The sequence below is a fragment of the Candidatus Desulforudis audaxviator MP104C genome (assembly GCF_000018425.1).
Taxonomy (GTDB): Bacteria; Bacillota; Desulfotomaculia; order Desulfotomaculales; family Desulforudaceae; genus Desulforudis; species Desulforudis audaxviator.
Map to the genome: position 1 here is coordinate 2,024,743 of NC_010424.1, position 23,463 is coordinate 2,048,205.

Here is a 23,463-nt window from a genome sequence, read left to right on the forward strand (position 1 = left end):
CCCCTCAGGGGAAGCCGTTTTGAGGTCTCACTTCTATTTCCGACCTCACATCTCCTACTTAAACCTTACACTCACACCGAAGAATAAGCGTTGCGGCGGCGGTCAGTGGGAAAGCGCGTTACACACGCCGGCCGGACAACGGCGGTCCCGGACGTGGGCCAGGTATTCGTCCCAGAAATACTTCATGGTGGACAGCACGGGGTTAGCCGCCGTCTGGCCCAGCCCGCACAGGGAGGCGTCCCGGACGTCGTACGCCAACTCCTCGAGTTCCTGCAGGTCGTCCAGAGTCCCTTCGCCCTGAGTGATCCGCTCCAGAATGTCCACGACGTGCACCACGCCGACCCGGCAGAGTGTGCAGGCGCCGCAGGACTCGTGGGCCGCGAACTGCATGTAGAACTTGGCCAGGTCCACCATGCAGTCGGTGTTATCCAGGACGATCAGCCCCCCGGAACCCATAATGGTCCCGACGGCCTGGAGCGATTCGTAGTCGACCGGCACGTCTAAGAGTTCGGCGGGCACCGCGCCCCCGGAAGGTCCCCCGGTCTGCACGGCCTTGATCCGGCGCCCGGGCGGGGGCCCAGCCCCGATGTCATAAACGATGTCGGCCAGGCTGATGCCCATGGGCACTTCGATCAGCCCGGTGTTCTTGATCTGTCCGGCCAGCGAGAAAATCTTGGTGCCCTTGCTGCCTTCGGTGCCCATAGCGGCAAACCACTCCGGGCCGTTCCGGATGATCGCCGGAACATTGGCGAGGGTCTCGACATTGTTGATGATGGTCGGCTTGTCGTAAAGTCCCTTTTCCACCGGATAGGGAGGGCGGACCCGCGGCTCGCCCCTAAAACCCATGGCCGAACGCAATAGTGCCGTCTCCTCGCCGCACACGAAGGCCCCCGCCCCTAGGGCGATGTCGACGTCGAAGTCGAAATCGGAGCCCAGAATGCCCTTCCCCAGGAGGCCCAGTTTCTGCGCCTGGCGGATGGCGATTTCCAGGCGCTTCACCGCCAGAGGATATTCGGCCCGGACGTACACGTAGCCCTCTTGCGCCCCGACGGCGTAGCCCGCAATCAGCATGCCCTCGAGCACGGCGTGCGGGTTCCCCTCCAGGATGCTCCGGTCCATAAAGGCCCCGGGGTCGCCCTCGTCGGCGTTGCAGATGATGTATTTCTCCGGGCCTTCCTGGGCCGCGGCGAAAAACCACTTTTCCCCGGTCGGGAAGCCGGCCCCGCCCCGGCCGCGCAGGCCAGACCGCCGCACCGCGTCCACCACGTCCGCCGGACCGGCTCGTGAGCGGAGCACTTCGGCCAGCGCGAAATAGCCGTCCCGGGCGATGTATTCGTTTATGTCCTCCGGGTCGATCAGCCCGGAGTTGTCCAGCACTACCCGTTGCTGTTTCTCGAAAAAGGGAATCTCGTGCAGAAAGTTCCGGTTGCCCTCGCCGTTCATCGACCGGTAGAGCAGGTTTTGTACCAGCCGCCCGTCGCGCAGGTGGGTGCGGGCGATGTTGCCCGCCCCGTTCTCGTCAATATTGCAGTAGAGCACCGCGCCCGGATGGACGACAGCCACCGATCCGAGGCCGCAAAAGCCGTAGCACCCGGTTTTGACCACCCGCACGTCCAGGCCGAGGTTCTTGATTTCCCGCCGCAGCGCCTTGAAAAGCTGTTCGCCGCCGGACGACCGGCAGGCGGTGCTGGTGCAGACCAGGACCTGGGTGGGCGGGGCCAACCGCCCATCCTGGAGCCGTTCTTCAATTTGGGGGCGGTGCCGCTCTCTGATCTCTTGCAGGTCGCTGACGCTTATGCTCAACCGGGCTGACCTCCTCGTCCGGGCCTTCTTTTCGGTATCGGTCCACCAGCCGCGCCACGTCATACACGGAGAGGTGGCCGTGCACACTCTCGTTTACCGTCAGCAGCGGCGCCAGACTGCAGGCCCCGATGCAGCGGGTGGTCCGCAGTGTGAACAGGCCGTCCGCGGTGGTCTCGTCCGGCTCAACCCCCAGAAGCTCCCGGAACCGGTTCAGGATGTCCTGGGCGTTTTTCACGTAGCAGGCGGTGCCCATACACACCCGGACCACGTTTTTGCCCTGCGGGGCGGTGACGAATTGGGAATAGAAAGTGGCCACGCCGTGGACGTGCCCCACGGGCAGGCACATCTTCTCGGCCACGTGGGTCTGTACGTCGCGCGACAGGTACCCGAACAGCTCCTGGGCCTTGTAGAGCACCCGGATCAACCCGCCCGGCCTGTCGCCGTACCGTTCGATGATTTTGTCCAGCACCAGGTAGTTGCGTTCCTCCACGTTCATAGACCCTAGCTTTCCCCACTGCTGTTCCCGCAATGCGGGCCGGCGGGGCGGGTCGGTGGCGCCCGGAAACGGAGGCAGATATTACATGGCCTTCGGCCCCCGATTTCAGAAATATTGTGCGACCTGGGGCCGTAAGTATCTATTACAGGATACGACATAACTCTCGAAACCGGGAGGTGAAAGCCGGGTAGCAGCGGCCACTGAACAATCATCAACTCTGGTCAAACGGGGGCGTTCCTGGAAGCCCCCGATCATCCGGATAAGCATCCGGGTTGGCAACAGGAAACACGCGGGAGGGACCTTTCATCAAGGTCCCTCCTCCCTTTCCGCCGGTGTAAGGGTCAAAAAGGTGTTTGACACCTTTTAGGGTCTTTAGAAGTTAGGGTCCTGACCCCTTGTGCCGGCCCTTTTCTCAGGCAGCAAAGGGTGGCTTAGTGGGCCACCCTTGGGGTGTTTTCCTGTCGCCGGGACTCTAGTACGCCTCATGCTCCGCAGTCTTTGCACGCGGTCGGCAATCGGGAGATGGGTGCTGAAAAGTCTCATCACGCTGTTGCCCGAAAGCGGGTTGACGATGAACAGGTGGGAAGCGGTCGGGTTAACCGCCATGGGCACGCCCCAGGTGGAAACATCAAGCAGTTCCGTTTTTGTATGAGCCGGCGTCTGCGCGCCACCACCGTCTTTCAGCGGTCCCGGTTGCTTGTACTCCCGAATATTTCGTCCCTACGACTTTATCGGGCAGGAACCACCACATATGTGGAGAAAACCAGTATAAAACGGTTCGTCTCCTGGGACCGTTTTCGGTCACTCAAAGGAAAAACGGACCGTACCGGGCGACGTGTTCGCCAGTCTTAATCTGGGAGGAATACAATGTCAACGAAGTACGTCTACCGCTTTGAAGAAGGCAACGCCGGGATGAAGAACCTCTTGGGCGGGAAGGGGGCCAACCTGGCCGAAATGACCAACATTGGCCTGCCGGTGCCTCCGGGGTTCATCGTCACGACGGAGGCCTGCAAGGAGTTTTACCTGCAGGGACGCCGGTTGCCAGACGGTCTCATGGACGAAATCCGGGAGCACATCCGGCTACTCGAGCAAAAACTAGGGAAGGTCCTGGGGGACGAGCAGAATCCCCTGCTGGTTTCGGTCCGGTCCGGCGCCCCGGTTTCCATGCCCGGCATGATGGATACCGTCCTGAACCTGGGACTGAACGACCGCACCGTGGAGGGACTGGCCCGATCCACGGGCGACGAACGGTTCGCCCTCGACTGCTACCGGCGCTTCATCAACATGTTCGGCGACGTGGTCATGCACGTGGAGCACTACCAGTTCGAAAGTATTCTCCAAGCTCAGAAGGACCGGCGCGGGGTCCAGCACGACCACCAGTTGACCGCCGCCGACTGGCGGGAAGTCATCGCCCGCTACAAAAGCCTGATTGAAACGGAAATCCGGCGGCCCTTCCCCCAGGATCCCCTGGAACAGCTTACCATGGCGGTCCGGGCCGTCTTCGATTCCTGGTATAACGACCGGGCGGTGGTGTACCGCAAGATCCACCGGATTCCGGACGATCTGGGCACGGCGGTGAACATCCAGGCCATGGTGTTCGGGAACATGGGCGAGGACTCCGGTTCGGGCGTGGCCTTCACCCGGAACCCCTCCACCGGCGAGCGCGAGGTCTATGGCGAGTACCTCACGAACGCCCAGGGCGAGGACGTGGTGGGCGGCATCCGCACACCCAAACCGATCCAGGAACTGGCCGCGGACCTGCCGGAAGTGTACAGGCAGTTCCGGGACATCTGCGAACTTCTGGACCGGCACTACCGGGACATGCAGGACATCGAGTTCACCATCGAGCGGGGCCGCCTGTACATCCTCCAGACACGGAACGGCAAGCGGACCGCCCAGGCCGCCATCCGGATCGCCGTGGACATGGTCGATGAGGGCCTCATCTCCCGAGAAGAGGCGGTGGTCCGCGTCGAGCCCGAACAGCTTGACCACCTGCTTCACCGGCATATCGACCCGGAGGCCAAACTTGACGTGATCGCCACCGGCCTCCCGGCCTCACCCGGCTCGGCCGCCGGGAAGGCCGTCTTTGATGCCGATACGGCCGAGAAACTGGCCCAGGAAGGTGAAAAGGTGATCCTGGTCCGGAACGAGACCACCCCCGACGACATCCACGGCATCGTGGCCGCCCAGGGTATTCTGACCTCCCGGGGCGGAATGACCAGCCACGCCGCGGTGGTCGCCCGCGGGATGGGCAAGCCCTGCGTCTGCGGCTGCGAGGCGATCCGGATCAAGGGCCGGGAACCGGTGTTCACGGTGAACGACGTGACCGTCCGGCAGGGTGATTTGATCTCCATCGACGGCAGCACCGGCCGGGTGATCCTCGGCGCGGCGCCGATGCTCGACCCGGAACTGTCCCCGGAGTTTCAACGGCTGCTGGAGTGGGCGGACGAAATCCGGACCCTGGAGGTGCGCGGCAACGCAGACACCCCGGCGGACGCCGCCAAGGCCCGTGAGTTCGGCGCGGCCGGCATCGGGCTCTGCCGCACCGAGCACATGTTCATGGGTGCCGACCGGCTGCCCATTGTGCAGCAGATGATTCTGGCCGACGACGAGGATACCCGGCGGGCAGCCCTGGAAAAACTCCTGCCCATGCAACGGGAGGATTTCTACGGCATCCTGAAGGCCATGGACGGCCTGCCGGTCTGCATCCGGCTCCTGGATCCCCCGCTGCACGAGTTTTTGCCCGACATCGAGGAACTGCACGTGGACATCACCCGCCTGCAGTTCACCGCGGGCGACACCCCCGAACTGCGGGAGAAAGAGGAACTCCTGCGCAAGATCCGCGCCCTCTCGGAGTGCAACCCGATGCTGGGGCACCGGGGCTGCCGGCTGGGCATCACCTACCCCGAGGTTTACGCCATGCAGGCCCGAGCTGTCTTTCTGGCCACCGTCGACCTGCTCCGGGAGGGGCATCACCCGGTCCCCGAGGTGGAAATTCCCCTGGTCATTGACCGGAACGAATTCGTGTTCCTAAAACAACAGGTGGACCAGGCGGCGGCCGAGGTGCGGGCGGAGACGGGGGTCGAATTCGAGTACACCGTAGGCACAATGATCGAACTGCCCCGGGCGGCCCTCCTGGCCGACGAAATCGCGCGCGAGGCCGAGTTTTTCTCCTTCGGCACCAACGACCTGACTCAGACCACCCTCGGTTTTTCCCGGGATGACGCCGAGGGTAAGTTCCTGCACCGCTACCTGGAGTTGAAACTTTTGCCCGACAACCCCTTCGCCGTCCTCGACCGCAAGGGCGTCGGCAGGCTGATCGCCATGGGCATTGAACTGGGGCGTTCCACCCGTCCCGACCTTCTGGTCGGGATCTGTGGGGAGCACGGGGGTGAGCCCCGGTCCATCGAGTTTTGCCACCAGGTCGGTATGAACTACGTCAGCTGTTCCCCCTACCGGGTGCCGATCGCCCGCCTGGCCGCGGCGCAGGCCCGGGTGACCAACGACGGTCTAGTGGCAAAAGACTACGGCACCAAGTAACAGCGTCAGCAACACTCCCTTCCTGAAACATCGCCCCGCCAACCGTGCGGGGTTTTTTTCTTGGGTATCTGTGTTCCCAAAAAATGTGCCGTGCATATTTCTCAAAACTACACAAAAACTAGGAAGCGGAACCACTATGCTATGGGGGTGGCTGATCCAAAGTGCGCTCTGTCGAAGCGGCGGCAATCACCGAGGTCGTGGCCAGGCTCTGCGAGGAAGCCAGTTTTGTCCTGGAAGAAAGCGTGCACTCCGCCTTTCAGAAAGCATACGCGGCGGAAATATCACCGCTTGGAAAGGACGCGCTGGCCCAGATACTGGCCAACGCCGCCCTCGCCGCGGAAAACAAACTGCCCATCTGCCAGGATACGGGCATCATGCTCGTTCTCGTCGATCTCGGACAGGAGGTGCACGTGAGCGGGGGCAGCCTGTACGCGGCTATCAACCAGGGGGTGCGGGACGCTTCCAGGAGAAGCTACCTGCGCAAATCGATCGTCAACGATCCCATCGAGCGGACCAACACCAAGGACAACACTCCGGCCGTGATTCACTGCCGGATTGTGGACGGCGACAGAATAAAGATCTCGCTCATGCCCAAAAGCGCCGGCAGCGAAAACGTGAGTACGGTCAAGGTGCTCAATACGGCCGATGGGTGGGAAGGAATCAAGAGATTCGTTCTGGAAACGGTCGATCAGGCCGGCCCTAATCCGTGCCCCCCGGTGATCGTCGGGGTCGGAATGGGCGGAACTATGGAAAAAGCGGCGCTATTGGCCAAAGAAGCCCTGTTTCGACCGGTGGAGCAGAAGCATCCCCTGGAAACGATAGCGTACCTGGAAAGCGAACTGCTGGATGCCATCAACGGGTTGGGCATTGGGCCGATGGGACGCGGGGGCAGGACTACGGCTTTGGCCGTACACGTCGAAGTTTTTCCGACCCACATGTCCTCCCTGCCGGTGGCGGTCAACCTGCTGTGCTGCGCCGCGCGCTACAAAACCATGGAGATCTAGCCCCGGTGTTTTCTCGGCTATTGGAGGGCGGCAAGTGTACAAGAAACAGATCAACACGCCTTTGACCGATGAGGTGATCGCCGACCTGCACGTCGGCGACCACGTGTCCCTGAACGGAAAACTGTACACGGTGGGAGACGCGGCCCACAAGAGTCTCGTCCAATACATCGGCCAAGGAAAGCAGCTGCCTTTTAGCCTGGCGAACCAGGTCATCTACTACGCCGTGGCCACGCCCCCGCCCCCGGGACGCATTGTGGGTTCGGTCGGCCCCACGACGGCGACACGCATGGATTGCTACACCCCGACCCTGCTCGCCCAGGGTTTAAAGGGCGTTGTCGCCAAGGGCTACCGTTCCGCCGAGGTAACCCAGGCCATGCGGGAACACCGGGCCGTCTATTTCGGCGCCGTCTGCGGCGTGGCCGCCCTCCTCAGCCGGTACATAAAGAGTGTGCGCCTGGCGGCCTTCCCTGGGTTGGGCGCGGAGGCCGTCTACGAGTACACCGTGGCCGATTTTCCGGTAGTGGTCATCAACGATATCCACGGCGGGGATCTCCACCTGGAGGGCCGTAGAGTCTACGCGCTCAACCAGGCTACTTGAGAAACCCGGCGCCGGGCGCTGTCCTTACGCCAGTCCATGCGGGTGTCCGGCCCGGCGGGACGTTGCGGACTCACCGATCCGATGGTTGGAGGTGGCAGCAGAGATGGAAAAGCCGGAAGTCCTGGGCCGGAATCCCAAGGTTAACCTGTACCTGGAAGCCGCCGGAATGGTCAGCGGCCTCCTCCTGGTGGCCTTCCTGTGGGTCCACGCCTTCCTGGTGGCCACCGTCATTCCCGGCGCCGCCACCTTCGACGGTATGGCCCGATTCCTCGAGAAGTATTACCTTTCTTACGCGGGCATCGGTCTGGGACTCCTGATCGGCCTGGTCCATGTGGCCGGCGTGGCCCGCAGGATTCCGGCCAGTTACCGGGAACAGCGCGCGGTGTGGCGGGTGGCCGGAAGGATGCGGCACACCGACACCTACATCTGGGCCTTTCAGGTGGTCACCGGACTGGTCATCCTCGTTGCGGCCGCCATCCACATCTGGGTCGTGCTTGCCGACTGGCCCCTCCAGGCGGCGAAGAGCGCCCTCCGTGTCCAGACGGACTATCTCGCCTTCTACCTCATTCTTTTGCTGGTCGCGGAATACCACGCCGCTGCCGGCATCTACCGCCAGTTGGTCAAGTGGGCCCGGTTCCGGCGCCGGTCCCTGGCGTTCGCCGTGGGCACGGCCACGGCCTTCATCCTGTCCGTCAACCTGGCGGCCTTGTGGGCGCTTTTCCATCTGGGGGCCGTTCGGTGAGCCCCAGCCGCACCCACATCACCGACGTCCTGGTTCTGGGAGCCGGGTTGGCGGGCGAACGCACGGCCATTGAAGCCGCCGCCCGGGGACTGGAAGTGGTCATCCTCAGCCTGGTGCCGCCCAGGCGCTCCCACAGCACGGTGGCGCAGGGGGGGCTGCAGGCCGCCCTGGGGAACTCTGTCATGAGCCATGGAGACAGCCCGGACATTCACTTTGCGGACACAGTGAGGGGGGCCGACTGGGGTTGCGATCAGCACGTGGTCCGCCTGTTCGTGAACACGGCGCCGGCAGCCGTGCGCCAAATGGCGCGTTGGGGTGTGCCGTGGAGCCGCATTACGGCCGGCGAACGCCGGTTGCCCGACCTCAGCGTGGTTGAAGAACCGGAAGCCGGTGCCGGGCTTATCAACGCCAGAAAGTTCGGCGGCACCACCAAGTGGCGAACCTGCTACGCCGCCGACGGCACCGGGCACGCCCTGCAGTACGCCCTCGACGGGATGGTGCTCAGCATGGGCATCACCGTTCACGACCGTACGGAAGCGATCGCGCTCATCCATGACGGCAAGAAGTGTCTCGGCGCCGTCGCCCGGTGTCTGCGCACCGGTGACTTCAGGGCCTACCTGGCCAAAGCCACCGTCATTGCCACCGGCGGCTGCGGGCGCCTTTACAGCTTGTCTACAAACTCCGTGATCAACGAAGGTACGGGCCTTTCCTTGGCGCTGGACACCGGCCTGACCTGTTTGGGTAACATGGAGGCTGTGCAGTTTCATCCCAAGACACTGCCGCCAACCTGGATCCCGGTCAGCGAGGGAGGCGGCGGCTACTTGCTGGACCGCAACCTGGATTACTTTATGCCCTACTATCAGCCGAAGAACAACGAACAGCCGTACCGGGACGTGACGGCCCGCCGCATGCAGGAGCGCATTCGCGCGGGCCTGGGAGTGGAAAGTCCCCACGGGCCGCACCTTTGGCTGGACGTTCGTCATCTGGGGGCAGACCACATCGAACGGCATCTCCGGAGTCTGGCGGCTTTCTGCCGGGACTTCGCGGGGATTGATCCCGCCAGGGAACTGATTCCGGTGCGTCCCGTCCAGCATTACATCATGGGTGGGGTGAGAACGAACATCGACGGGGCGGCTTACGGGCTGAAAGGACTGTTCGCCGTGGGGGAGGCGGCGTGCTGGGATCTGCACGGGTTCAACCGCCTGGGCGGCAATTCTCTGGCCGAGACCATTGTGGCCGGCACGGTCGTCGGAAAAAAGGTTGCCGAGTTTGCCCTAGGAGAGGCTCTTCACTACTCGTCCGCCTTGGTCGCGGAACACCTGGCGGCACAGGAAGACCGCGTCCGGCGCCTTATCGCGGGTAACAACGGCGGCGAAAATGTCTACGCACTCAAGAAACAAATGGGACGGATCTTGACGGAACACGTAGGTATTTTCCGGAACGGCTCCGGGCTGAAGACGGCGGTGGCTGCACTCGGGGAGTTGCACCAGCGCGCGCGGAGGGTGGGACTGGTTTCCAGCGGGCGCGGGGCCGTTCCCGAACTGGGTGCCGCCCTCCGGCTTCCCGGCATGGTCCGCCTGGCCCTGTGCATCGCCTGCGGCGCCCTTGCTCGGACTGAAAGCAGGGGCAGTCACTTCAGGGAAGACCACCCAAACCGCGACGATGTCAATTGGTTGTGCCGCACTCTGGCCTACTGGCCGCCCGGAGCCGAAATGCCTGAGCTTAAATACGAACCGGTGCAGATCACCGAACTGAACCCCGGAAAACGCGCCACCCCCGCGTAGCCGGTCAAGGAGGGAAGATATGGGCCGCCGCCTGACTTTCGACATCTTCCGCTACCATCCGTTTGCAGCCGGAACGGAACCCCGAACGCAAACCTTTCACTTGCGCGAAACGCCGGGAATGAACATCTATGCCGCATTGACCAGAATCCGGGAAGAACAGGACCCCTCCCTGATGTTCGACTTTGTCTGCCGGATGGCGCTCTGCGGTTCCTGCGGCATGGTGATCAACGGGCGGCCCCGATTGGCCTGCAAGACTTTTACCAGCCATCTGCCCGACAGAATCACGTTGTTCCCGTTGCCCGTCTTTCAGCTCGTCGGGGATCTGTCCGTGGATACCGGGGAGTGGTTCCGGCACGTTTCCCTGAAAACCGGGGCCTGGCTGCACACCTCCCGGGCCTTCGAGTCAGGCGTCCCCGAGGAGCGCATGGATAACGAAACGGCGCTCAAAATTTACGAGGCCGAACGGTGCATCGAGTGCGGCTGCTGCATTGCGGCCTGTGCAAAGGTTCACATCCAGCGAACCTTTATCGGGGCTGCGGGCATCAACCGTCTGGCTCGTTTCATGCTGGACCCGCGGGATGAGCGGAGCCAAGCACAGTACTTCGAGGTGCTGGGTTCGGGGGATGGGATCTTCGGTTGCATGGGCCTCATGGGCTGCGAGGATAACTGCCCCAAAGACCTGCCCCTGCAGCTCCAGCTGGCTTATGTCCGCCGGAAGATGGCCGCAGCCGGCTTTGGCCCGCGCGGGAACCGAAGGCAATAGTGGGGAAGAGCCGACCACCTACACCGAGGTCGGTTCTTCGTTCTTTTTTCTTTTCTTCTGGGCCTCCCATTCCCAGACCCGCCACGGGAAGCGCTGCTCCACCGCCAGGCGCGTTTCGAGTAACTCCGCCAGCGTCGTCGCGTCCAGGTAGCGGGTCAGCGTGCCGTTTTCCGCCAGGGAAACGGTTCCGGTTTCCTCCGAAACGATCACCACCAGGGCGTCGGTCAACTTACTGAGCCCGATTCCAGCCCGGTGGCGGGTCCCCAATTCCCGGGCCAATCTTTCATCGAGGCTCAGGGGCAGGTAACAGCCGGCCGCCACTACCCGGTTGCCCTTGATGATCACCGCACCGTCGTGCAAGGGGGTGTTTTTGGCAAACAGTTGGAGCAAGAGAAGCCGGGAGACCAGGGCGTCCAGGGGGGTGCCCGTCTGCACGTATTCTTTCAGCCCCGTTTCCCGCTCGATCACGATCAGCGCGCCCACACGATCGCGCGACATGGTTTCCACGGCGGCCGCGATTTCGCCCACCAGCGCCTTAAGCGGGAAGTTACCCGCCACCAACCGGCTGAACGGGCGGCCCCGGCCCAGTTTGTCCAGCAACAGGCGCAGTTCCGGCCAGAAAATTACCGGCAGGGCCACGAAGGCCATCGTCCAGATTTTCTCCAGGGTCCAGGACAAGAGCGGCAGCTTCAGCACCTGGGCGACCACGGTGAGCCCGGCCAGGACCACCAGGCCTTTGATCAGCCGGACGGCCTGGGTGCCCCGGACCAGGGTGAAGATCTTATAGGCGATTAGCAGGATCAGCAAGCCGTCCAGCACGTAGGCCGCCAGCGGAGGCAGTTCGATCGGCGGGATGAACTCACCCCCCCAAGTGATTCTTCGTGTTGTGAGAATTCGACAAGAGAAGGCCGTTTCCTCCCCGTTTCGGGTCCGCCGCGATAAAGACTGACAGTCAGTTTGTACTCATAAGATGTAAGATATAAAAGATTTTTCACCTCTACGGATTAGGAAACAATTGACATCACAGGCCCTTCTTGTTACTATGACAACAAGAGTGAATAGGTTTCCCCTGTCCGGGCGCTTTTAGCACAAAACCCCTCGTGCCGTAGCAGCAATACCCTTAACACCGGTGATCGCACACTCCACACCAGTCGACCCAGAAGAACGGACAAACGACCTCGCGTAGGGTGCAGTTAGAGCAAAGAAGGGCGGTGGGACCACGAACCGTATGCTTGAGCTTCCCGATAGTCCTTACGTGCGTAGGATTCCTAAACTGATTGGGGAGGGGTAGCCATGTTCAACAAGATCCTGGTACCGACGGACGGTTCCGACAACGCCATGAAGGCTGCGACTTTCGCCGTGGACTTTGCCCGGGGTTTTCAGCCGGTTGAGGTAGAGATTATTTATGTCCATCCGCCAGCTATCGTGACCAGCGAAGCCTGGCTTTCCGCCGAGTCGTATCAGGAGGCATTGGACCGGGAAGCCGAGAGGATTACGGCGGCGACGCTCGCCCTCTTTGAGAACGCCGACCTGAAAGCCCAGGTGGTCTACCGGGGCGGTGATGCCGGAGCGGAGATCGCCAGGTACGCCGAGGAGGAAGGTTTCAACCTGATCATTATGGGCACCCGCGGCGCGGGGGCCTTCAGCGCCTGGGTGGTAGGCAGCGTGGCGCAGAAAGTGGTCAGCCGCGCCCCCTGCCCCGTGCTCCTTGTAAAGTAGCAGGGAATTCCGGCCCCGGGAGAATATCCCGGGGCCGTCCAAACTTATCCTGCCTTTCCCGCCGCGGATGGCTTGACTTATCCGTCAATTATTTGGTAAGGTAGAATAAGAACAAACAATAATCTGCAGAGGCGGGGAGAGGTGAAAACTTGGCGCATCATCACGAGGACTCCAAGGTGGAACCCTTTGCGAAATCGGACATCGGTTTCCGGGAAATGACTTACGTTATGCTCTTCGGTCTTACTGCGGCCGGTTCGGTCATGTTTTCATTCCTTTACTTCAATTCACTGGAGAACTTCCCGGCGCCGCCGTTCATGCTGTCCCTTCTGGTCGGTATTTTCACAACCCTGATCCTGGCCGCCGGAAATATGATCATCAGGTGGTTGTTCTCGCTGGACGACTAGCACCGGCCCCGGACTAAATTTTACTTAGCGATGATAAGACCCCGGGAAGGGGCCTTATCTTTTCCCAGGGCGGCCCCTATGCGGCGGTAAGCCAAACCGCGGGGGGCGTGAGCACCGCCGCACCCGCAAGGGCGAAGGCCCCCCAGCCCCGCCGGTTCCCCCGGCGCAAAGCCCACAGGCCGTAGCTCGCGGTGTGCATCGCGATCCCAAGCACCACCAGCATGATCACGATTCTGATCACCAAGGCTCTCACTCCTCACTTGTTCTCTTCCGTCCCGGGACTGTTCAGGACTGCCGGGCGGGCGTCCGCGCCCACCCGCAATACGACCACCGCCTGCTAGCGCCAAGGCACCGTCTCGCGCAGCAGGCCGATGCGGCGCACCCGGAAGTCGAAGTCGATGCTGATCTCAGCGTCCGGGAACTTCTCGTCCCAGGCGAAAGCCTCCCAGGCCTGCCAGGTGGGAAAAAGCCGCTTGGCGTGGTAGCCCAGAGCGAAGAAGTCGGCGCCGAACTCGTTCTGGGCCTTGTCCAGAGTCGCCCGGGCATCGGTCATGAGGCTCTCCTTCACCGCCTGCTCCACTTGGCGCGTCCTTTCCGGCCGTTCGTAGTGCTCCCCGCTCTGGATAGCCAGGATGTCCCCCTCCAGCGGCACCCGGACGGACACCCGGGGCGTTCCGTCGTCCCCGATCCTGACCTGCACCGCCGGCGGCTCGCGCGGGAAAACCCGGACCACGATGAACCGGCCGGGGTGCAGGGGATCGCGCACGGTCTTGATCATTTCCCGGAACGTTCCCCGTACCATCTTCCCGATCCCGGTTTCGTCCCCGTTCAGCACTCCCACCATTCGCCCACCGTGGATCACGGCCGCGCCCATCATCTCGATCCCCGGCCCGCCGCGCCGGGGGATGGTGCCGGCCATATGGCTCCCCTTGGCCTTGTGGGACGGGTCGGCCGGACCCTCTTCCCGCCGCCGCACCGCGACCAGGCCGACCAAGCCTGCTGCTCCCGGCGAACTCATGTCGATGTAGATCTGGTGGAAATCGGCCCGGGGGATGAACTCGGTAACGTCCCAGCCGCCGACCTGAAGCTCCCAGAACTTGCCCGGGCTGGCCTCCAAAACCGGGGCGGCCTCCCGCAGCACGGCCTCGGCGCGGCCGTTGGCCACCAACACCCGAATGGTTGGGCGGAACTGGGGAAACCGAACCAGCGGCGCCACGGTGGCGGCGAAATCGGTCTCGGCCAGTTCGCGGCCGACAATGATCACCTTGGTGTGCGACAGGTCCACATGGCGGTCAATCCAGGCGTGGGCGAACTCCAGCGCGCTCAGGAGACTCGGCGCCTCCATGGAGGTCACCAGCACCGTCTCGCCCGCGCCGGCACCCCCGCGCCCGTCCCCTCCCCCGGCGATGTTGGCCGCCACGGCGATCTGTAGGGTGACCGTGAGGGTGTTTTCCCGGCCCCGGTCTACGCCGACGGCCGTCACCCAGGTCGTTTCGTCCAGCTCGCGGTAGTCCCAGCAGCCCGGCAGGCACAGGACCGCCAGGATCAGGACCGCGATTGTTAGTACGCAGCGCGAGGTTCTACACCCCCTCCGCGGCCGGCCAGCGGCCGGAAGTCACCGGCCGCCGGGCCGGCCGTCATCCTTTTGCCGGCGACGCGTCCAGCCCCGGCTGATGCGCGGCTGCCGACGCCGGCGCAGCGGGTCGAGGTAATCCGGGCGCTGTTCCTGTTCCCAGACCGGACCCCGCCAGAGGTAGTCGGGCGCGCCGCGGGTCACGGGGGTCAACGGGGCCAAGAAGGGCACCCCGAAGGAGGTCAGGCGCGCCGTCAGCGCCAGGTGCACGAAGAGCCCGATCAGGATCCCGAACAGGCCGAGCACCGCACCCAGGGCGATGTAGACGAAACGATACATCCGGACGGTGTTGGAGAACGGAAAGTTCGGGATGGTGAACGAGCCGAGCGCGGTGAGGGCGACGATGATGATCAGGATGGGGCTGACGATATTGGCGGCCACCGCCGCCTGGCCCAGAATCAGGGCGCCGACGATTCCCAGGGTCGTGCCCACCGCGCCCGGGATGCGCACACCGGCCTCCCGGATCAGTTCGAACGCCCCCTCCATCAGCAATACTTCCACCAGCGACGGGAAGGGCACCGGCTCCCGCGCGCCGGTGAAGGCCAACAGAAGCTCGGTGGGAAGGAACTCGTGGTGGTAGGTAACCAGCGCCACGTAGCTCCCGGGCAGCAGGAGGGCCAGCCCCAGGCCGAGGTAGCGGACGAAACGCGTGTAGGTCCCAAACGGCCACCGGTCGTAGGCGTCCTCGGCCGCCTGCATCAGAGAGAAGAAGGTGGTGGGAACGATCAGCGCCCAGGGGTTGCCGTCCACCAAGATGGCCACCCGGCCCTCCACCAGGCCGGCGGCCACCCGGTCGGGACGTTCGGTGGCCAGGGTCTGCGGCGCCGGGGCGCCGGGCGTATCCTCGATGAACTGTTCCAGAATCCCGGTTTCGTTGACGTAGTCGGCCTCGATGGACTTCAGGCGGCGTTTCACCTCGGCCACCAGGGCGGGGTTGGCGATGTCGTCCAGGTACATCACCGCGCACTGCCGCGGGCTCATCCGGCCCACCGGGAGGAACTCGGTCACCAGGCTCGAACGCCGCAGGGTTTTCCGGACCAGGGTCACGTTCATCCGGATCTGTTCGGTGAACGCCTCCTGGGGCCCCCGGATCACGGCCTCCACCTGTGGCGTGCCCACCCCCCGGGTGGCCCAGGCCTTGGTCTCGATCAGGAGGGCGGTGTCCAGCCCGTCGACCAGGAGGGCGGTGTTGGCGCTTAAGACGTCCTCCACCACCTCCCGGACGGTGCCCACCGGACTGACTTCGTTCCCGGGCAGAAGCGCTTCGCTGATTCTTTTGGCCAGCCCTTCCCGCGCCTCTTTGCCGGCCGTCCCGGGTCCATTCTCCGACACCGGTTCCCGGTCCGGGCGTAAGTCTGCGAAGAGCATCAGGGGCTGCAGGATGGACAGGTTTTGCCGGTTGGTGTCGACCAGTCCGTCGAAGAAGACCAGCAGCGCCCGCCGGGGCTTTTGGGTGCCGATGGAGAAGGGCCGGAACACGATGTCCTTGTTGTCGGGTTCGCGGAAAATCTCTTTGAGCAGGCGCTCGTTCTCATCCAGGCTGGTGGAAAGCGGCCTGTTTTCCTTCAGGATGGCGTTCAAACGCCTGCTTTCGGCCTGCTTCTTCTCGAAAGCAGTGTTATCCCCGGGGGCACCGCCGACCTGCTTCCCTGCTTGGGACGGCCCCCGTTTCCCTGTCGAGCGCTGGTCCTCACGCCCGGCTTCAAACTCGTACTGGGGCATTTCGGGCTCGCGGAAAACGAGCAGCCGGTTTAACGTTTTCAGGAAAGACACGTGGCTTGAGTCCCTCCGATTCCGGCGTTGCAGTTTGGTAAAGATAACATTCCCCGTGTCGCGGTGAGTATGTGCCCGGGCACCGGCTGCCCAGCCAGAATAAGAGAATGCCGGCCCCCTGCCGCCGGGGCACGTAGCCTCGCGGCCGGCCAAGCCCGGCCGCTTACTTCCGTTGCCGCCGTTTGCGCAGCCACGCCGCCACCACCAGGACGCTGATGATCGCCCCCAGGGGGATGAACGACCAGCGGGCGGTGACGGCAAAGCCCAGTTCCACCGCGGTGGGGAAGTTGGGCGGAGCGAAGGCTCCGGCCAGGATGAGCACCACGGTGGGCAGGATGAGCGGTCGGTGGTAGGGCAGCCTCAGGGCCCGGGCGGCCACGGCGGTGCAAATATACAGGGCCGCCGCGAGCCCGGTCAGGGCCGAGAAGATCCAGAGCGGGAGAAACAGGGTCTCCATCCGCACGAAGAACCGCCCCCACTGTACGGCGCGCGCCAGTTCATACATCGGCAGCACCGGTTCGCGGACCACCGGGTAGGTGAACACCAGCAGGGACACCAAAATCACCACCGCCACGGCCACGGCCGCCGCCAGCACCGAAACCAGGCCGATGGCGAGCATCCGGCCCCGCGGCAGGTACGGCGCCAACAGGGTCAAAAGAAAGATCTCTACCCCCACGCCCAGGGTGGAAAAAGCGGCCCAGGACAAATCCAGCGCCCCCGGACCCCAGAGCGGGAAGATCCCGTGCCGGTTCCACACGTTCGAGGTCAAAAGGAGCAGGAGCACGAAACTGAACCCCAAGAGGTAGAACAGCACCCGGGCTGTCCGGGCCAGGGTCTCCAGCCCCAGGAATACGATTACGGTTGCGCCGGCGGCAAAGGCCAGCACCACGATGCTGATCGGCGTCGCCGGGAGGAAACCGATCAGCATAAACTCGGCGAACTGGCGCAGGATCAGGGCGGTGAAGATGACGAAAAAAACGTAGTAGAAAAGGGTAAAGAAGCCGTTGACCACCGGGCCCACCAGTTCCTCGCCGATCTCCACGATGGTCCGACCGGGAAACTGGTTCAACAGCCACACCAGAATCGCGGCGCCCACCAGGCCCACCGGCAGGTGCATCAGAGGGATCATCCAGGAGGCCGAAAGCCCAAGCGGAAAGATCAGGGCCAGGTGCGAGATCAGAACCTTCATGCTGAGGAAAACAACGAGGAGCGCCACGGCCTCGCCGAAGCCCACCCGCGGCGAACCGCTAGACATCAAAGATTCTGCCCCGGTAACGGTTATTAAACCACATTTCTCCTCCGAACCCCCATCCTGATACGGCTAACATACCCCGAGCCAAAGGCGGCAATGCACGACCGAAACCTATTCGAATAGCCCCGGAGATACAGACAATACTAGTTAGGAAAATGTTCTTTACCGAAAGGAAGATTGCCGATGCGGGACAGTATCGTCCTCGGTGCGGTCGCCGGCACCATCGGGCTCGTGGTGATGCTGGCCATCAACCTGATCCTGTTCATAACCGAAATCGCGGGCCTGTCGATTCTGCACCAGGCGGCGCGGGGCGTGCTTCCCCCGGGGAGCCCGCTGGGAACGGCGCCGGCGCTGGGTCTGGGACTGCTGGTCACGCTGCTGCTGGCCATCATTCTCGGGGTGCTGGCCGTGTACATCGTGAGCGCCACCGGCCGCGACTACGCCTGGTTCAAGGGGCTTGTGTACGGCGCCGCCATCTGGGTGCTGGTGTACGGCCTGCTGGGGCCGCTTTTTATCCCGGTGCAGGTCCTGCGGCCGGACCTTCCGACCAGCGTGAGCGTATTGTTAGGTCACCTGGCCTACGGGCTGGTCGCCTTCCTGGTCGCGGCCCAGTACCGGACAGCGTCGCGGGAACGGGTGTGAGGGTAAAGCGGCACCCGGTGCAGACCGGGAGCGGTCGGGATGATGCCGGCCACGGCGAGGGTGGCGGCGGGCCGCCACCACCCTCCGGCACAGGCACCGCGGCCGGAAGCCGGCCCCGGGCTAGGAGCACCCGTGCGCCCGAGCCTCCGGCCGCCGATACCGAACGCCTGGAGAAACACCCCCTGGTCTGGCTGGAGACTAACACCTGCCACGGGAACATCCTGTCCCTGATGAACGGCCAGCATCCGGATTTCGAGGCGATTATGCGGGAACTGCTGGATGTCTACTGGACCAACACCCTGATGGGGGCCAAGGGGCATCAGGCCATCGAAGTCCTGGAAAAGGTCATGGTCGAGCGCCCGGGCGATTACATCCTGGTTGTGGAGGGCACGGTGCCGACCGCGGCCGGGGGCCGGTACGCCCATATCGGTCTCCGCGGGAACGGAGAGCCCTGGACGGCGTGGGACGCAGTCGTGGAACTGGCCGCTGCAGCCAAGCACGTGGTCGCCGTCGGCTCTTGCGCCGCCTGGGGGCTGCCCTTCGGGGCTCACCCCAACCCAACCGGCAGCAAACCAGTGTCGGCCGTTGTGGACCGGACGGTAATCAACGTCCCCGGTTGCCCGGCGCATCCCGATTGGATCCTTGGCACGCTGGCCCACCTGATCTGGTACGGTGTGCCCGAGCTTGACGCCATGAACCGGCCGGTGGTGTTCTACGGCGAGACGATCCACAACCTGTGCCAGCGGCGGCACTACTTTGAGAGCGGCATTTTCGCCGGCGAAATCGGCGAGCCCTGGTGCCTGTACAAGATTGGCTGCAAGGGGCCGGTGACTTATGCCGACTGCCCCAGCCGCCAATGGTGCGGGGAGCACATGAACTGGCCGGTGGGCGCCAACACGCCCTGCATCGGCTGCACCAGCCCGGAGTTTCTGGAACATACTGCGCCCTTCTTTGAGCACCTGCCGGACGTGCGGTTGCCGGGGGTGCGGGTGACCGCCGACCGGGTCGGGGCGGCCACCGGGCTGGCCGCCGCCCTGGGGATCGGCCTGCACCTGACCGGAAAACTGCTCACCGGCCGGCTGCAGAAAGAGTGGGGAAAGGGTCTCAGAAAAGCGGGGAAAGCCTTACGCCGGAAGCGGAAATAAGGGGCGTGTTCATGGCGGAAAACACGGAAAAAGGGCAAAAGATCGTTATCAACCCCACCACCCGTACCTTGGGAGCCAGTCAGGTCGAGGTGCGGGTCGAAGCGGGGCGGGTGATCCACGCCCGTTGCGGTGCCACCGTCTTCCGGGGTTTCGAATTGATTCTTCGGGACCGGGACCCGCGGGATGCGGCCTACATCACTCAGCGCATCTGCGGTATCTGCCCGACAGCGCATGCCATCGCCGCCTCCTTTGCGGTTGAGGACCTGGCGGGGGTACGGCCCCCGCACAACGGCAACCTGCTGCGAAACCTCATCTTCGCGGGCGACATGCTCCAGAACCATATCCGGCACTTCTATCTGTTTGCCGTCCCGGACTACGTCCGGGGGCCGGAGTGCCGGCCCCTGGTTCCCCCGCCGACCACCGACTATCGCCTGCCCCGGGCGAAAAACGAGCGCCTGGTCGACAGTTACTTTCAGGCCATCGACGTGAGCCGGAAGGCGTACGAGATAAGCGCCCTGTTAGGCGGTAAGGCTCCTCACCCGCACGGTATCATCCCGGGAGGCTCAAGCGTCCCGGTGACCGCCATCACCGTTTTGAACCTGCTCTCGATTGTAAAATCCATCCAAAAATTCGTCGAGGAGCGGATGCTGCCGGACGTGTACACCCTGGCCGAGCACTATCCCGATTATTTTGAGATTGGCGTACGGGGAGCCGATTTTCTGAACTTCGGGCTGTTTCCGCTGGACCCGGAGGCTTCCGGCCACCATTTCCCAGGGGCGGCCGTGATCGACGGCCGCATGGAGGCGGTTGACTCCGGGGAGATCAGCGAACACCTGCGCTACACCCACTTCGAGGGCGAGCAACTCGCCCACCCGGCCCGGGGTGAAACCCGGCCCAACCCCGACAAACCGGGAGGCTACTCCTGGTGCAAGGCACCCCGCTACCGCGGCCGGGCACTGGAAGGCGGGCCGCTGGCCCAACTGTGGGTACGGGGCGACTACCGCCGGGGCGTTTCGGTGATGGACCGCCTGATCGCCCGGGCCCTGATCTCCCGCGAGGTGGCCGGACTGATGCGGAAATGGCTGACCGCGCTCCGCCCGGGCCAACCGGTGTTCAATCGTTACCAGGTTCCCGAATCCGGCACCGGGGTGGGACTGACCGGGGCCATGCGCGGGGGGCTGGGACATTGGCTCGAGGTGGAGGGAGGCCGCATCAAGCATTACCAGATCGTTACCCCCACGGCTTGGAACTATTCGCCCCATGACGATCAGGGAGGTCCGGGTCCGGTGGAGGAAGCCCTCATAGGCACCCCGGTGGCCGACGCGAAAGAGCCGGTGGAGATCGGGCGCGTGCTCCATTCCTTCGATCCCTGCATGTCCTGCGTGGCCCACGTGATTGTCCTCGACGAACCGGTGCCCGACCGCATCCTCGTTTTCTAGCCCCAAAAGGCAAAAAGGGGCCAGGCCCCTTTTTCGGGAGGAGGTAAAGAAGAATGGGTAAACTTAGGCATCCGCTGCCGGTGCGGCTGTTTCACTGGCTGCTGGTGCCCACGCTGGCCCTGGAGGTGGCAACCGGCTTTTACCTGACTAACCCGTCGCAGTGGTGGGGCTTCCGCAACATGCGTTCAGCCAAGAAGATCCATTTCACAGCCGCCTACCTGCTGACGGCGCTTTTCACCGCCTATCTCTACGGGCGGGACAAGACCGAGATCGTGCCGGAGCGAAAGGACCTCGGGCCCCGGCTGAAGAAATTCGTGGCCTACGAGTTCTTCCTGACCCCCAAGAAACCAAAGTTTCCCAAGTACAACCCGGGCCAAAAGTTCCTGTACACCCTCTGGCTGGTGCTGATCCCCTACACCCTACTCCTGGGCTGGTTCCTGTACTTCCCCCGGTTCTTTGCCCCGTGGATCCGTCTGTTCGGCGGCCTCAACAGCGTCCGCCGGATGATTTACCTGTCCGGCGTCCTGCTCACCGCCTCCATCGCCGGGCACGTGTACTTCGGCCTGACCAGCAGCACGGCCTTCCTTAAATCCATCTTCACCGGGCGCACCTGAGGACACCCGGGCCGCCGTCCCCACGATGTTGGGGACGGCGGCACCAGTCCCCGAACGTTAAACGTTATATGTTATAATATTGAACATGAACCAAAACGCGCCGGAGAACAAAGTGGCCGTCATTATGCGGAGAATCAGGGGCAAGACCGGGTACGACGTGGCCGTCCGGGACCCGGCGGCGACGGTGGAGGACTACCTCGCAGCGCTCGACCGGGCGATCCTGGAACTGCCCTTGGACCGGGGCCGCGCGCCCGGGCGCAGGTCCTGCGCGGGCTGCGACCGCTGCTGCGCCGAGCGACTGCCGCTGACCTGGATCGACTACCTGAACCTTAAAGCCGCCGTTGACCCCGAAGCCGGGCTGGCGGATTTCTTGGCCGCCCACGCGCACGTGCTGGTGGACGGACCGGTCGTGGACATCATCCTGGCCGGCGGCGGTGGCGGTTGCTGTCTCCTCGACCCGGAGAACCGAACCTGCCGAGCTTACCACGCCCGGCCCCTGGTGTGCCGGACCTTCATCTGCTGCCCCTCCACCATCCGTGCCCGCCGCCTGCGGGCCGTCCTGACCAACCGCGGCGAGGACGAACTGGTGCGGCAGTGGCTGCTGGACGCCCGCCGCCGGGGCAAACCCCCGCTGATCCACGAAGGCTACGCCCCCCGGCCCCGGATGGGGGACTGGCCTCCCACCCCGTTCGCCGGGTGTTCTTCCTACCGTGAGGTGCCCCTGAAGGCGGTCTGCCCGCCGGGTCTGTGGAGCGCGCTTACAGCCGGTTCAACTGTCGCGCATTAAGAACAGCTGGATCCCGGCTTCGTCCAGAAGGTCGGCCGAAAACTGGTCGGGATACCCGAGTTGGTAGATAATCCGGCGGACCCCGAGCTGCACCAGAAGTTTGGCGCAGGTAAAGCAGGGGAAGTGAGTGACGTATAGGGTGGCGTCGCGCCCGTTCAGGCCGGTGATGGCCAACTGTAGGATCACGTTCTGCTCGGCGTGCAGGGCCCGGCAGATTTCCTGGCGGTGCCCGCTCGGCACCCCCAGTTGCTCCCGCAGGCAGCCGCCGCGCTCGTCGCAGTGCGGCAGCCCGGAAGGCGGGCCGTTGTAACCGCTGGCGATGGCCCGGTTGTCGCGGACCAGCACGGCGCCAACATGCCGGCGCAGGCAGGTGGAGCGGCGGGCCATCAGGTGCGCCTGCTCCATGAAAATCTCGTCCCAGGTTGGTCGCACAGGTGGGATACTCCTCTCCATCGGTTGCTCTCTTTTGGTAACCGTATCATAACACAGAAAATGGTGGGGCAAAACGTGCGGTGCAGGCAGGAAATCAAGGGTGCCGGGCGGAAGAAACGTTTTATTATTTAGGAATATCCCGGGAGGTGACGTGCGTGAGTGAGAAGAAATCCCCGGTCCGGCGGTTCCTATTGTCGGCCGTGCTGATCGCGGCGGCCGTGGCTGTCTACCTGCTGTACACCAACGCCTAGAGAAGCCCCGCCCCCGGCAAACAAACTAGACCAAGAGAAGAAAGGCCGGTAAAACCATGCTTCTTGACCTGATTAGGCGCACCCGCAGCTACCGGCGCTTCGACCAGCGGTTTCCGGTCGGCCGTGAGACCCTGCTGGAGCTGGTCAACCTGGCACGTCTCGGGGCCTCGGCCGCCAACCTGCAGCCGCTGCGGTACCTTTTGTCCTACACCCCAGAGCGAAACGCCGCCGTCTTCCCGCACCTGGCCTGGGCGGCCTACCTCAAGGACTGGCCCGGCCCGGCCGAAGGGGAGCGGCCGGCCGCGTACGTGATCATCCTGGGTGACACCCGCCTGACCAAGAACTTCTGGTGCGACCACGGCATCGCCGCCCAGAACATCCTGCTCGGGGCCACCGAACGAGGCCTGGGCGGGTGCATAATCGGCGCGATCAAGAAAGACGAACTCCGGGCGGCTCTCAACATCCCCAGGTACTACGAAATCCTGCTGGTGCTCGCTCTCGGCAAACCGGTGGAGCAGGTGGTCCTGGAGAACCTGGGACCCGAAGGGGATGTCCGGTATTGGCGCGATGCGGCGGGCGTGCACCACGTGCCGAAGCGGTCCCTGGAACAGATCATCCTGGAATGAGGCCGCATCCGCGCGG

General features: G+C 63.8%; 22 protein-coding genes. 14 read left to right on the forward strand and 8 right to left on the reverse strand.

Annotation, left to right across the window (positions count from 1 at the left end; all coding sequences use genetic code 11):
- Positions 1-102 precede the first annotated feature (102 nt).
- Together DAUD_RS09730 and DAUD_RS09735 are read right to left on the reverse strand one after the other, a co-directional pair.
- Positions 103-1,803, reverse strand: a complete 1,701-nt coding sequence (locus DAUD_RS09730; RefSeq protein WP_083756663.1) for a (2Fe-2S) ferredoxin domain-containing protein — start codon at positions 1,801-1,803, stop codon at positions 103-105.
- The gene (locus DAUD_RS09735) at positions 1,745-2,299 is read right to left on the reverse strand and encodes an NADH-quinone oxidoreductase subunit NuoE family protein (protein ID WP_012302992.1); all 555 of its coding nucleotides are present in this window, start codon (positions 2,297-2,299) and stop codon (positions 1,745-1,747) included. Before DAUD_RS09735 ends, DAUD_RS09730 begins: the two co-directional genes overlap by 59 nt.
- Positions 2,300-3,166: 867 nt before the next feature.
- Between DAUD_RS09735 and ppdK the strand changes: the two genes are divergently transcribed.
- From ppdK to DAUD_RS09765, 6 genes are all read left to right on the forward strand, one after another.
- Entirely contained in the window at positions 3,167-5,839 is a 2,673-nt protein-coding gene (gene ppdK / locus DAUD_RS09740; protein WP_012302993.1) for a pyruvate, phosphate dikinase, read from the forward strand.
- Between the two features lie 161 nt (positions 5,840-6,000).
- Positions 6,001-6,843, forward strand: coding sequence for a fumarate hydratase (locus tag DAUD_RS09745; RefSeq protein ID WP_012302994.1), 843 nt, complete (start codon positions 6,001-6,003; stop codon positions 6,841-6,843).
- Between the two features lie 34 nt (positions 6,844-6,877).
- Positions 6,878-7,441, forward strand: a complete 564-nt coding sequence (locus tag DAUD_RS09750; protein ID WP_012302995.1) for a FumA C-terminus/TtdB family hydratase beta subunit — start codon at positions 6,878-6,880, stop codon at positions 7,439-7,441.
- Between the two features lie 103 nt (positions 7,442-7,544).
- The gene (locus DAUD_RS09755; RefSeq protein ID WP_012302996.1) at positions 7,545-8,183 is read left to right on the forward strand and encodes a succinate dehydrogenase/fumarate reductase transmembrane subunit; all 639 of its coding nucleotides are present in this window, start codon (positions 7,545-7,547) and stop codon (positions 8,181-8,183) included.
- Positions 8,180-9,967: a fumarate reductase flavoprotein subunit gene (locus tag DAUD_RS09760; protein WP_012302997.1), complete on the forward strand. Its 1,788-nt coding sequence runs from the start codon at positions 8,180-8,182 to the stop codon at positions 9,965-9,967. Before DAUD_RS09755 ends, DAUD_RS09760 begins: the two co-directional genes overlap by 4 nt.
- Positions 9,968-9,986: 19 nt before the next feature.
- On the forward strand, positions 9,987-10,730 hold the full coding sequence (locus DAUD_RS09765) for a fumarate reductase iron-sulfur subunit (protein WP_012302998.1): 744 nt from the start codon (positions 9,987-9,989) through the stop codon (positions 10,728-10,730).
- Between the two features lie 18 nt (positions 10,731-10,748).
- On the opposite strand, the gene cdaA is transcribed toward DAUD_RS09765, so the two are convergent.
- Positions 10,749-11,624, reverse strand: a complete 876-nt coding sequence (gene cdaA / locus DAUD_RS09770) for a diadenylate cyclase CdaA (RefSeq protein ID WP_320408601.1) — start codon at positions 11,622-11,624, stop codon at positions 10,749-10,751.
- A 399-nt stretch (positions 11,625-12,023) separates the two neighbouring features.
- On the opposite strand from cdaA, the gene DAUD_RS09775 reads away from it, so the two are divergent.
- Both DAUD_RS09775 and DAUD_RS09780 read left to right on the forward strand, forming a co-directional pair.
- Positions 12,024-12,449: a universal stress protein gene (locus DAUD_RS09775; RefSeq protein ID WP_012303000.1), complete on the forward strand. Its 426-nt coding sequence runs from the start codon at positions 12,024-12,026 to the stop codon at positions 12,447-12,449.
- A 149-nt stretch (positions 12,450-12,598) separates the two neighbouring features.
- Positions 12,599-12,853, forward strand: a complete 255-nt coding sequence (locus DAUD_RS09780) for a hypothetical protein (protein WP_012303001.1) — start codon at positions 12,599-12,601, stop codon at positions 12,851-12,853.
- Between the two features lie 76 nt (positions 12,854-12,929).
- On the opposite strand, the gene DAUD_RS12575 is transcribed toward DAUD_RS09780, so the two are convergent.
- The 4 genes from DAUD_RS12575 to DAUD_RS09795 all read right to left on the reverse strand — a co-directional run bounded on the left by DAUD_RS12575 (position 12,930) and on the right by DAUD_RS09795 (position 17,514).
- Complete coding sequence (locus tag DAUD_RS12575) at positions 12,930-13,094, reverse strand: hypothetical protein (protein ID WP_166485180.1); 165 nt, start codon at positions 13,092-13,094, stop codon at positions 12,930-12,932.
- Between the two features lie 96 nt (positions 13,095-13,190).
- Positions 13,191-14,411 (reverse strand): Ger(x)C family spore germination protein, encoded by a 1,221-nt coding sequence (locus DAUD_RS09785; protein WP_083756666.1) that lies wholly within the window; start codon positions 14,409-14,411, stop codon positions 13,191-13,193.
- A 57-nt stretch (positions 14,412-14,468) separates the two neighbouring features.
- Positions 14,469-16,259 (reverse strand): spore germination protein, encoded by a 1,791-nt coding sequence (locus DAUD_RS09790; protein ID WP_012303003.1) that lies wholly within the window; start codon positions 16,257-16,259, stop codon positions 14,469-14,471.
- Between the two features lie 163 nt (positions 16,260-16,422).
- A complete protein-coding gene (locus DAUD_RS09795; protein WP_012303004.1) occupies positions 16,423-17,514 on the reverse strand; it encodes a GerAB/ArcD/ProY family transporter in 1,092 nt (363 codons plus the stop codon).
- 180 nt (positions 17,515-17,694) lie between these two features.
- Between DAUD_RS09795 and DAUD_RS12845 the strand changes: the two genes are divergently transcribed.
- The 5 genes from DAUD_RS12845 (at position 17,695) to DAUD_RS09820 (ending at position 22,138) form a co-directional block, all read left to right on the forward strand.
- On the forward strand, positions 17,695-18,153 hold the full coding sequence (locus DAUD_RS12845; protein ID WP_012303005.1) for a DUF6789 family protein: 459 nt from the start codon (positions 17,695-17,697) through the stop codon (positions 18,151-18,153).
- Positions 18,150-19,298, forward strand: a complete 1,149-nt coding sequence (locus tag DAUD_RS12665; protein WP_242647845.1) for a hydrogenase small subunit — start codon at positions 18,150-18,152, stop codon at positions 19,296-19,298. Before DAUD_RS12845 ends, DAUD_RS12665 begins: the two co-directional genes overlap by 4 nt.
- Before the next feature lie 11 nt (positions 19,299-19,309).
- Positions 19,310-20,737 carry a nickel-dependent hydrogenase large subunit gene (locus tag DAUD_RS09810; protein ID WP_012303007.1) on the forward strand — a complete coding sequence of 476 codons (1,428 nt, stop codon included), beginning with the start codon at positions 19,310-19,312 and terminating at the stop codon, positions 20,735-20,737.
- 53 nt (positions 20,738-20,790) lie between these two features.
- A complete protein-coding gene (locus tag DAUD_RS09815; protein ID WP_012303008.1) occupies positions 20,791-21,351 on the forward strand; it encodes a cytochrome b/b6 domain-containing protein in 561 nt (186 codons plus the stop codon).
- A gap of 124 nt (positions 21,352-21,475) precedes the next feature.
- Positions 21,476-22,138 carry a YkgJ family cysteine cluster protein gene (locus DAUD_RS09820; RefSeq protein ID WP_041571342.1) on the forward strand — a complete coding sequence of 221 codons (663 nt, stop codon included), beginning with the start codon at positions 21,476-21,478 and terminating at the stop codon, positions 22,136-22,138.
- Here the strand turns inward: DAUD_RS09820 and DAUD_RS09825 are convergent.
- Positions 22,121-22,570 carry a deoxycytidylate deaminase gene (locus DAUD_RS09825; protein ID WP_012303010.1) on the reverse strand — a complete coding sequence of 150 codons (450 nt, stop codon included), beginning with the start codon at positions 22,568-22,570 and terminating at the stop codon, positions 22,121-22,123. The genes DAUD_RS09820 and DAUD_RS09825 overlap by 18 nt on opposite strands.
- Positions 22,571-22,877: 307 nt before the next feature.
- Between DAUD_RS09825 and DAUD_RS09830 the strand changes: the two genes are divergently transcribed.
- On the forward strand, positions 22,878-23,447 hold the full coding sequence (locus tag DAUD_RS09830) for a nitroreductase family protein (RefSeq protein ID WP_012303011.1): 570 nt from the start codon (positions 22,878-22,880) through the stop codon (positions 23,445-23,447).
- Positions 23,448-23,463: the final 16 nt, after the last annotated feature.

Bases quoted from the DNA above. Each gene is read 5' to 3' on its own strand.
- DAUD_RS09810 (WP_012303007.1), top strand. From the start codon at position 19,310: ATGGCGGAAAACACGGAAAAAGGGCAAAAGATCGTTATCAACCCCACC.
- DAUD_RS12845 (WP_012303005.1), top strand. From the start codon at position 17,695: ATGCGGGACAGTATCGTCCTCGGTGCGGTCGCCGGCACCATCGGGCTC.
- DAUD_RS09795 (WP_012303004.1), bottom strand. From the start codon at position 17,514: ATGTCTAGCGGTTCGCCGCGGGTGGGCTTCGGCGAGGCCGTGGCGCTC.
- DAUD_RS09755 (WP_012302996.1), top strand. From the start codon at position 7,545: ATGGAAAAGCCGGAAGTCCTGGGCCGGAATCCCAAGGTTAACCTGTAC.
- DAUD_RS09765 (WP_012302998.1), top strand. From the start codon at position 9,987: ATGGGCCGCCGCCTGACTTTCGACATCTTCCGCTACCATCCGTTTGCA.
- DAUD_RS09775 (WP_012303000.1), top strand. From the start codon at position 12,024: ATGTTCAACAAGATCCTGGTACCGACGGACGGTTCCGACAACGCCATG.
- ppdK (WP_012302993.1), top strand. From the start codon at position 3,167: ATGTCAACGAAGTACGTCTACCGCTTTGAAGAAGGCAACGCCGGGATG.
- DAUD_RS09820 (WP_041571342.1), top strand. From the start codon at position 21,476: ATGCGGAGAATCAGGGGCAAGACCGGGTACGACGTGGCCGTCCGGGAC.
- DAUD_RS09815 (WP_012303008.1), top strand. From the start codon at position 20,791: ATGGGTAAACTTAGGCATCCGCTGCCGGTGCGGCTGTTTCACTGGCTG.
- DAUD_RS09735 (WP_012302992.1), bottom strand. From the start codon at position 2,299: ATGAACGTGGAGGAACGCAACTACCTGGTGCTGGACAAAATCATCGAA.
- DAUD_RS09830 (WP_012303011.1), top strand. From the start codon at position 22,878: ATGCTTCTTGACCTGATTAGGCGCACCCGCAGCTACCGGCGCTTCGAC.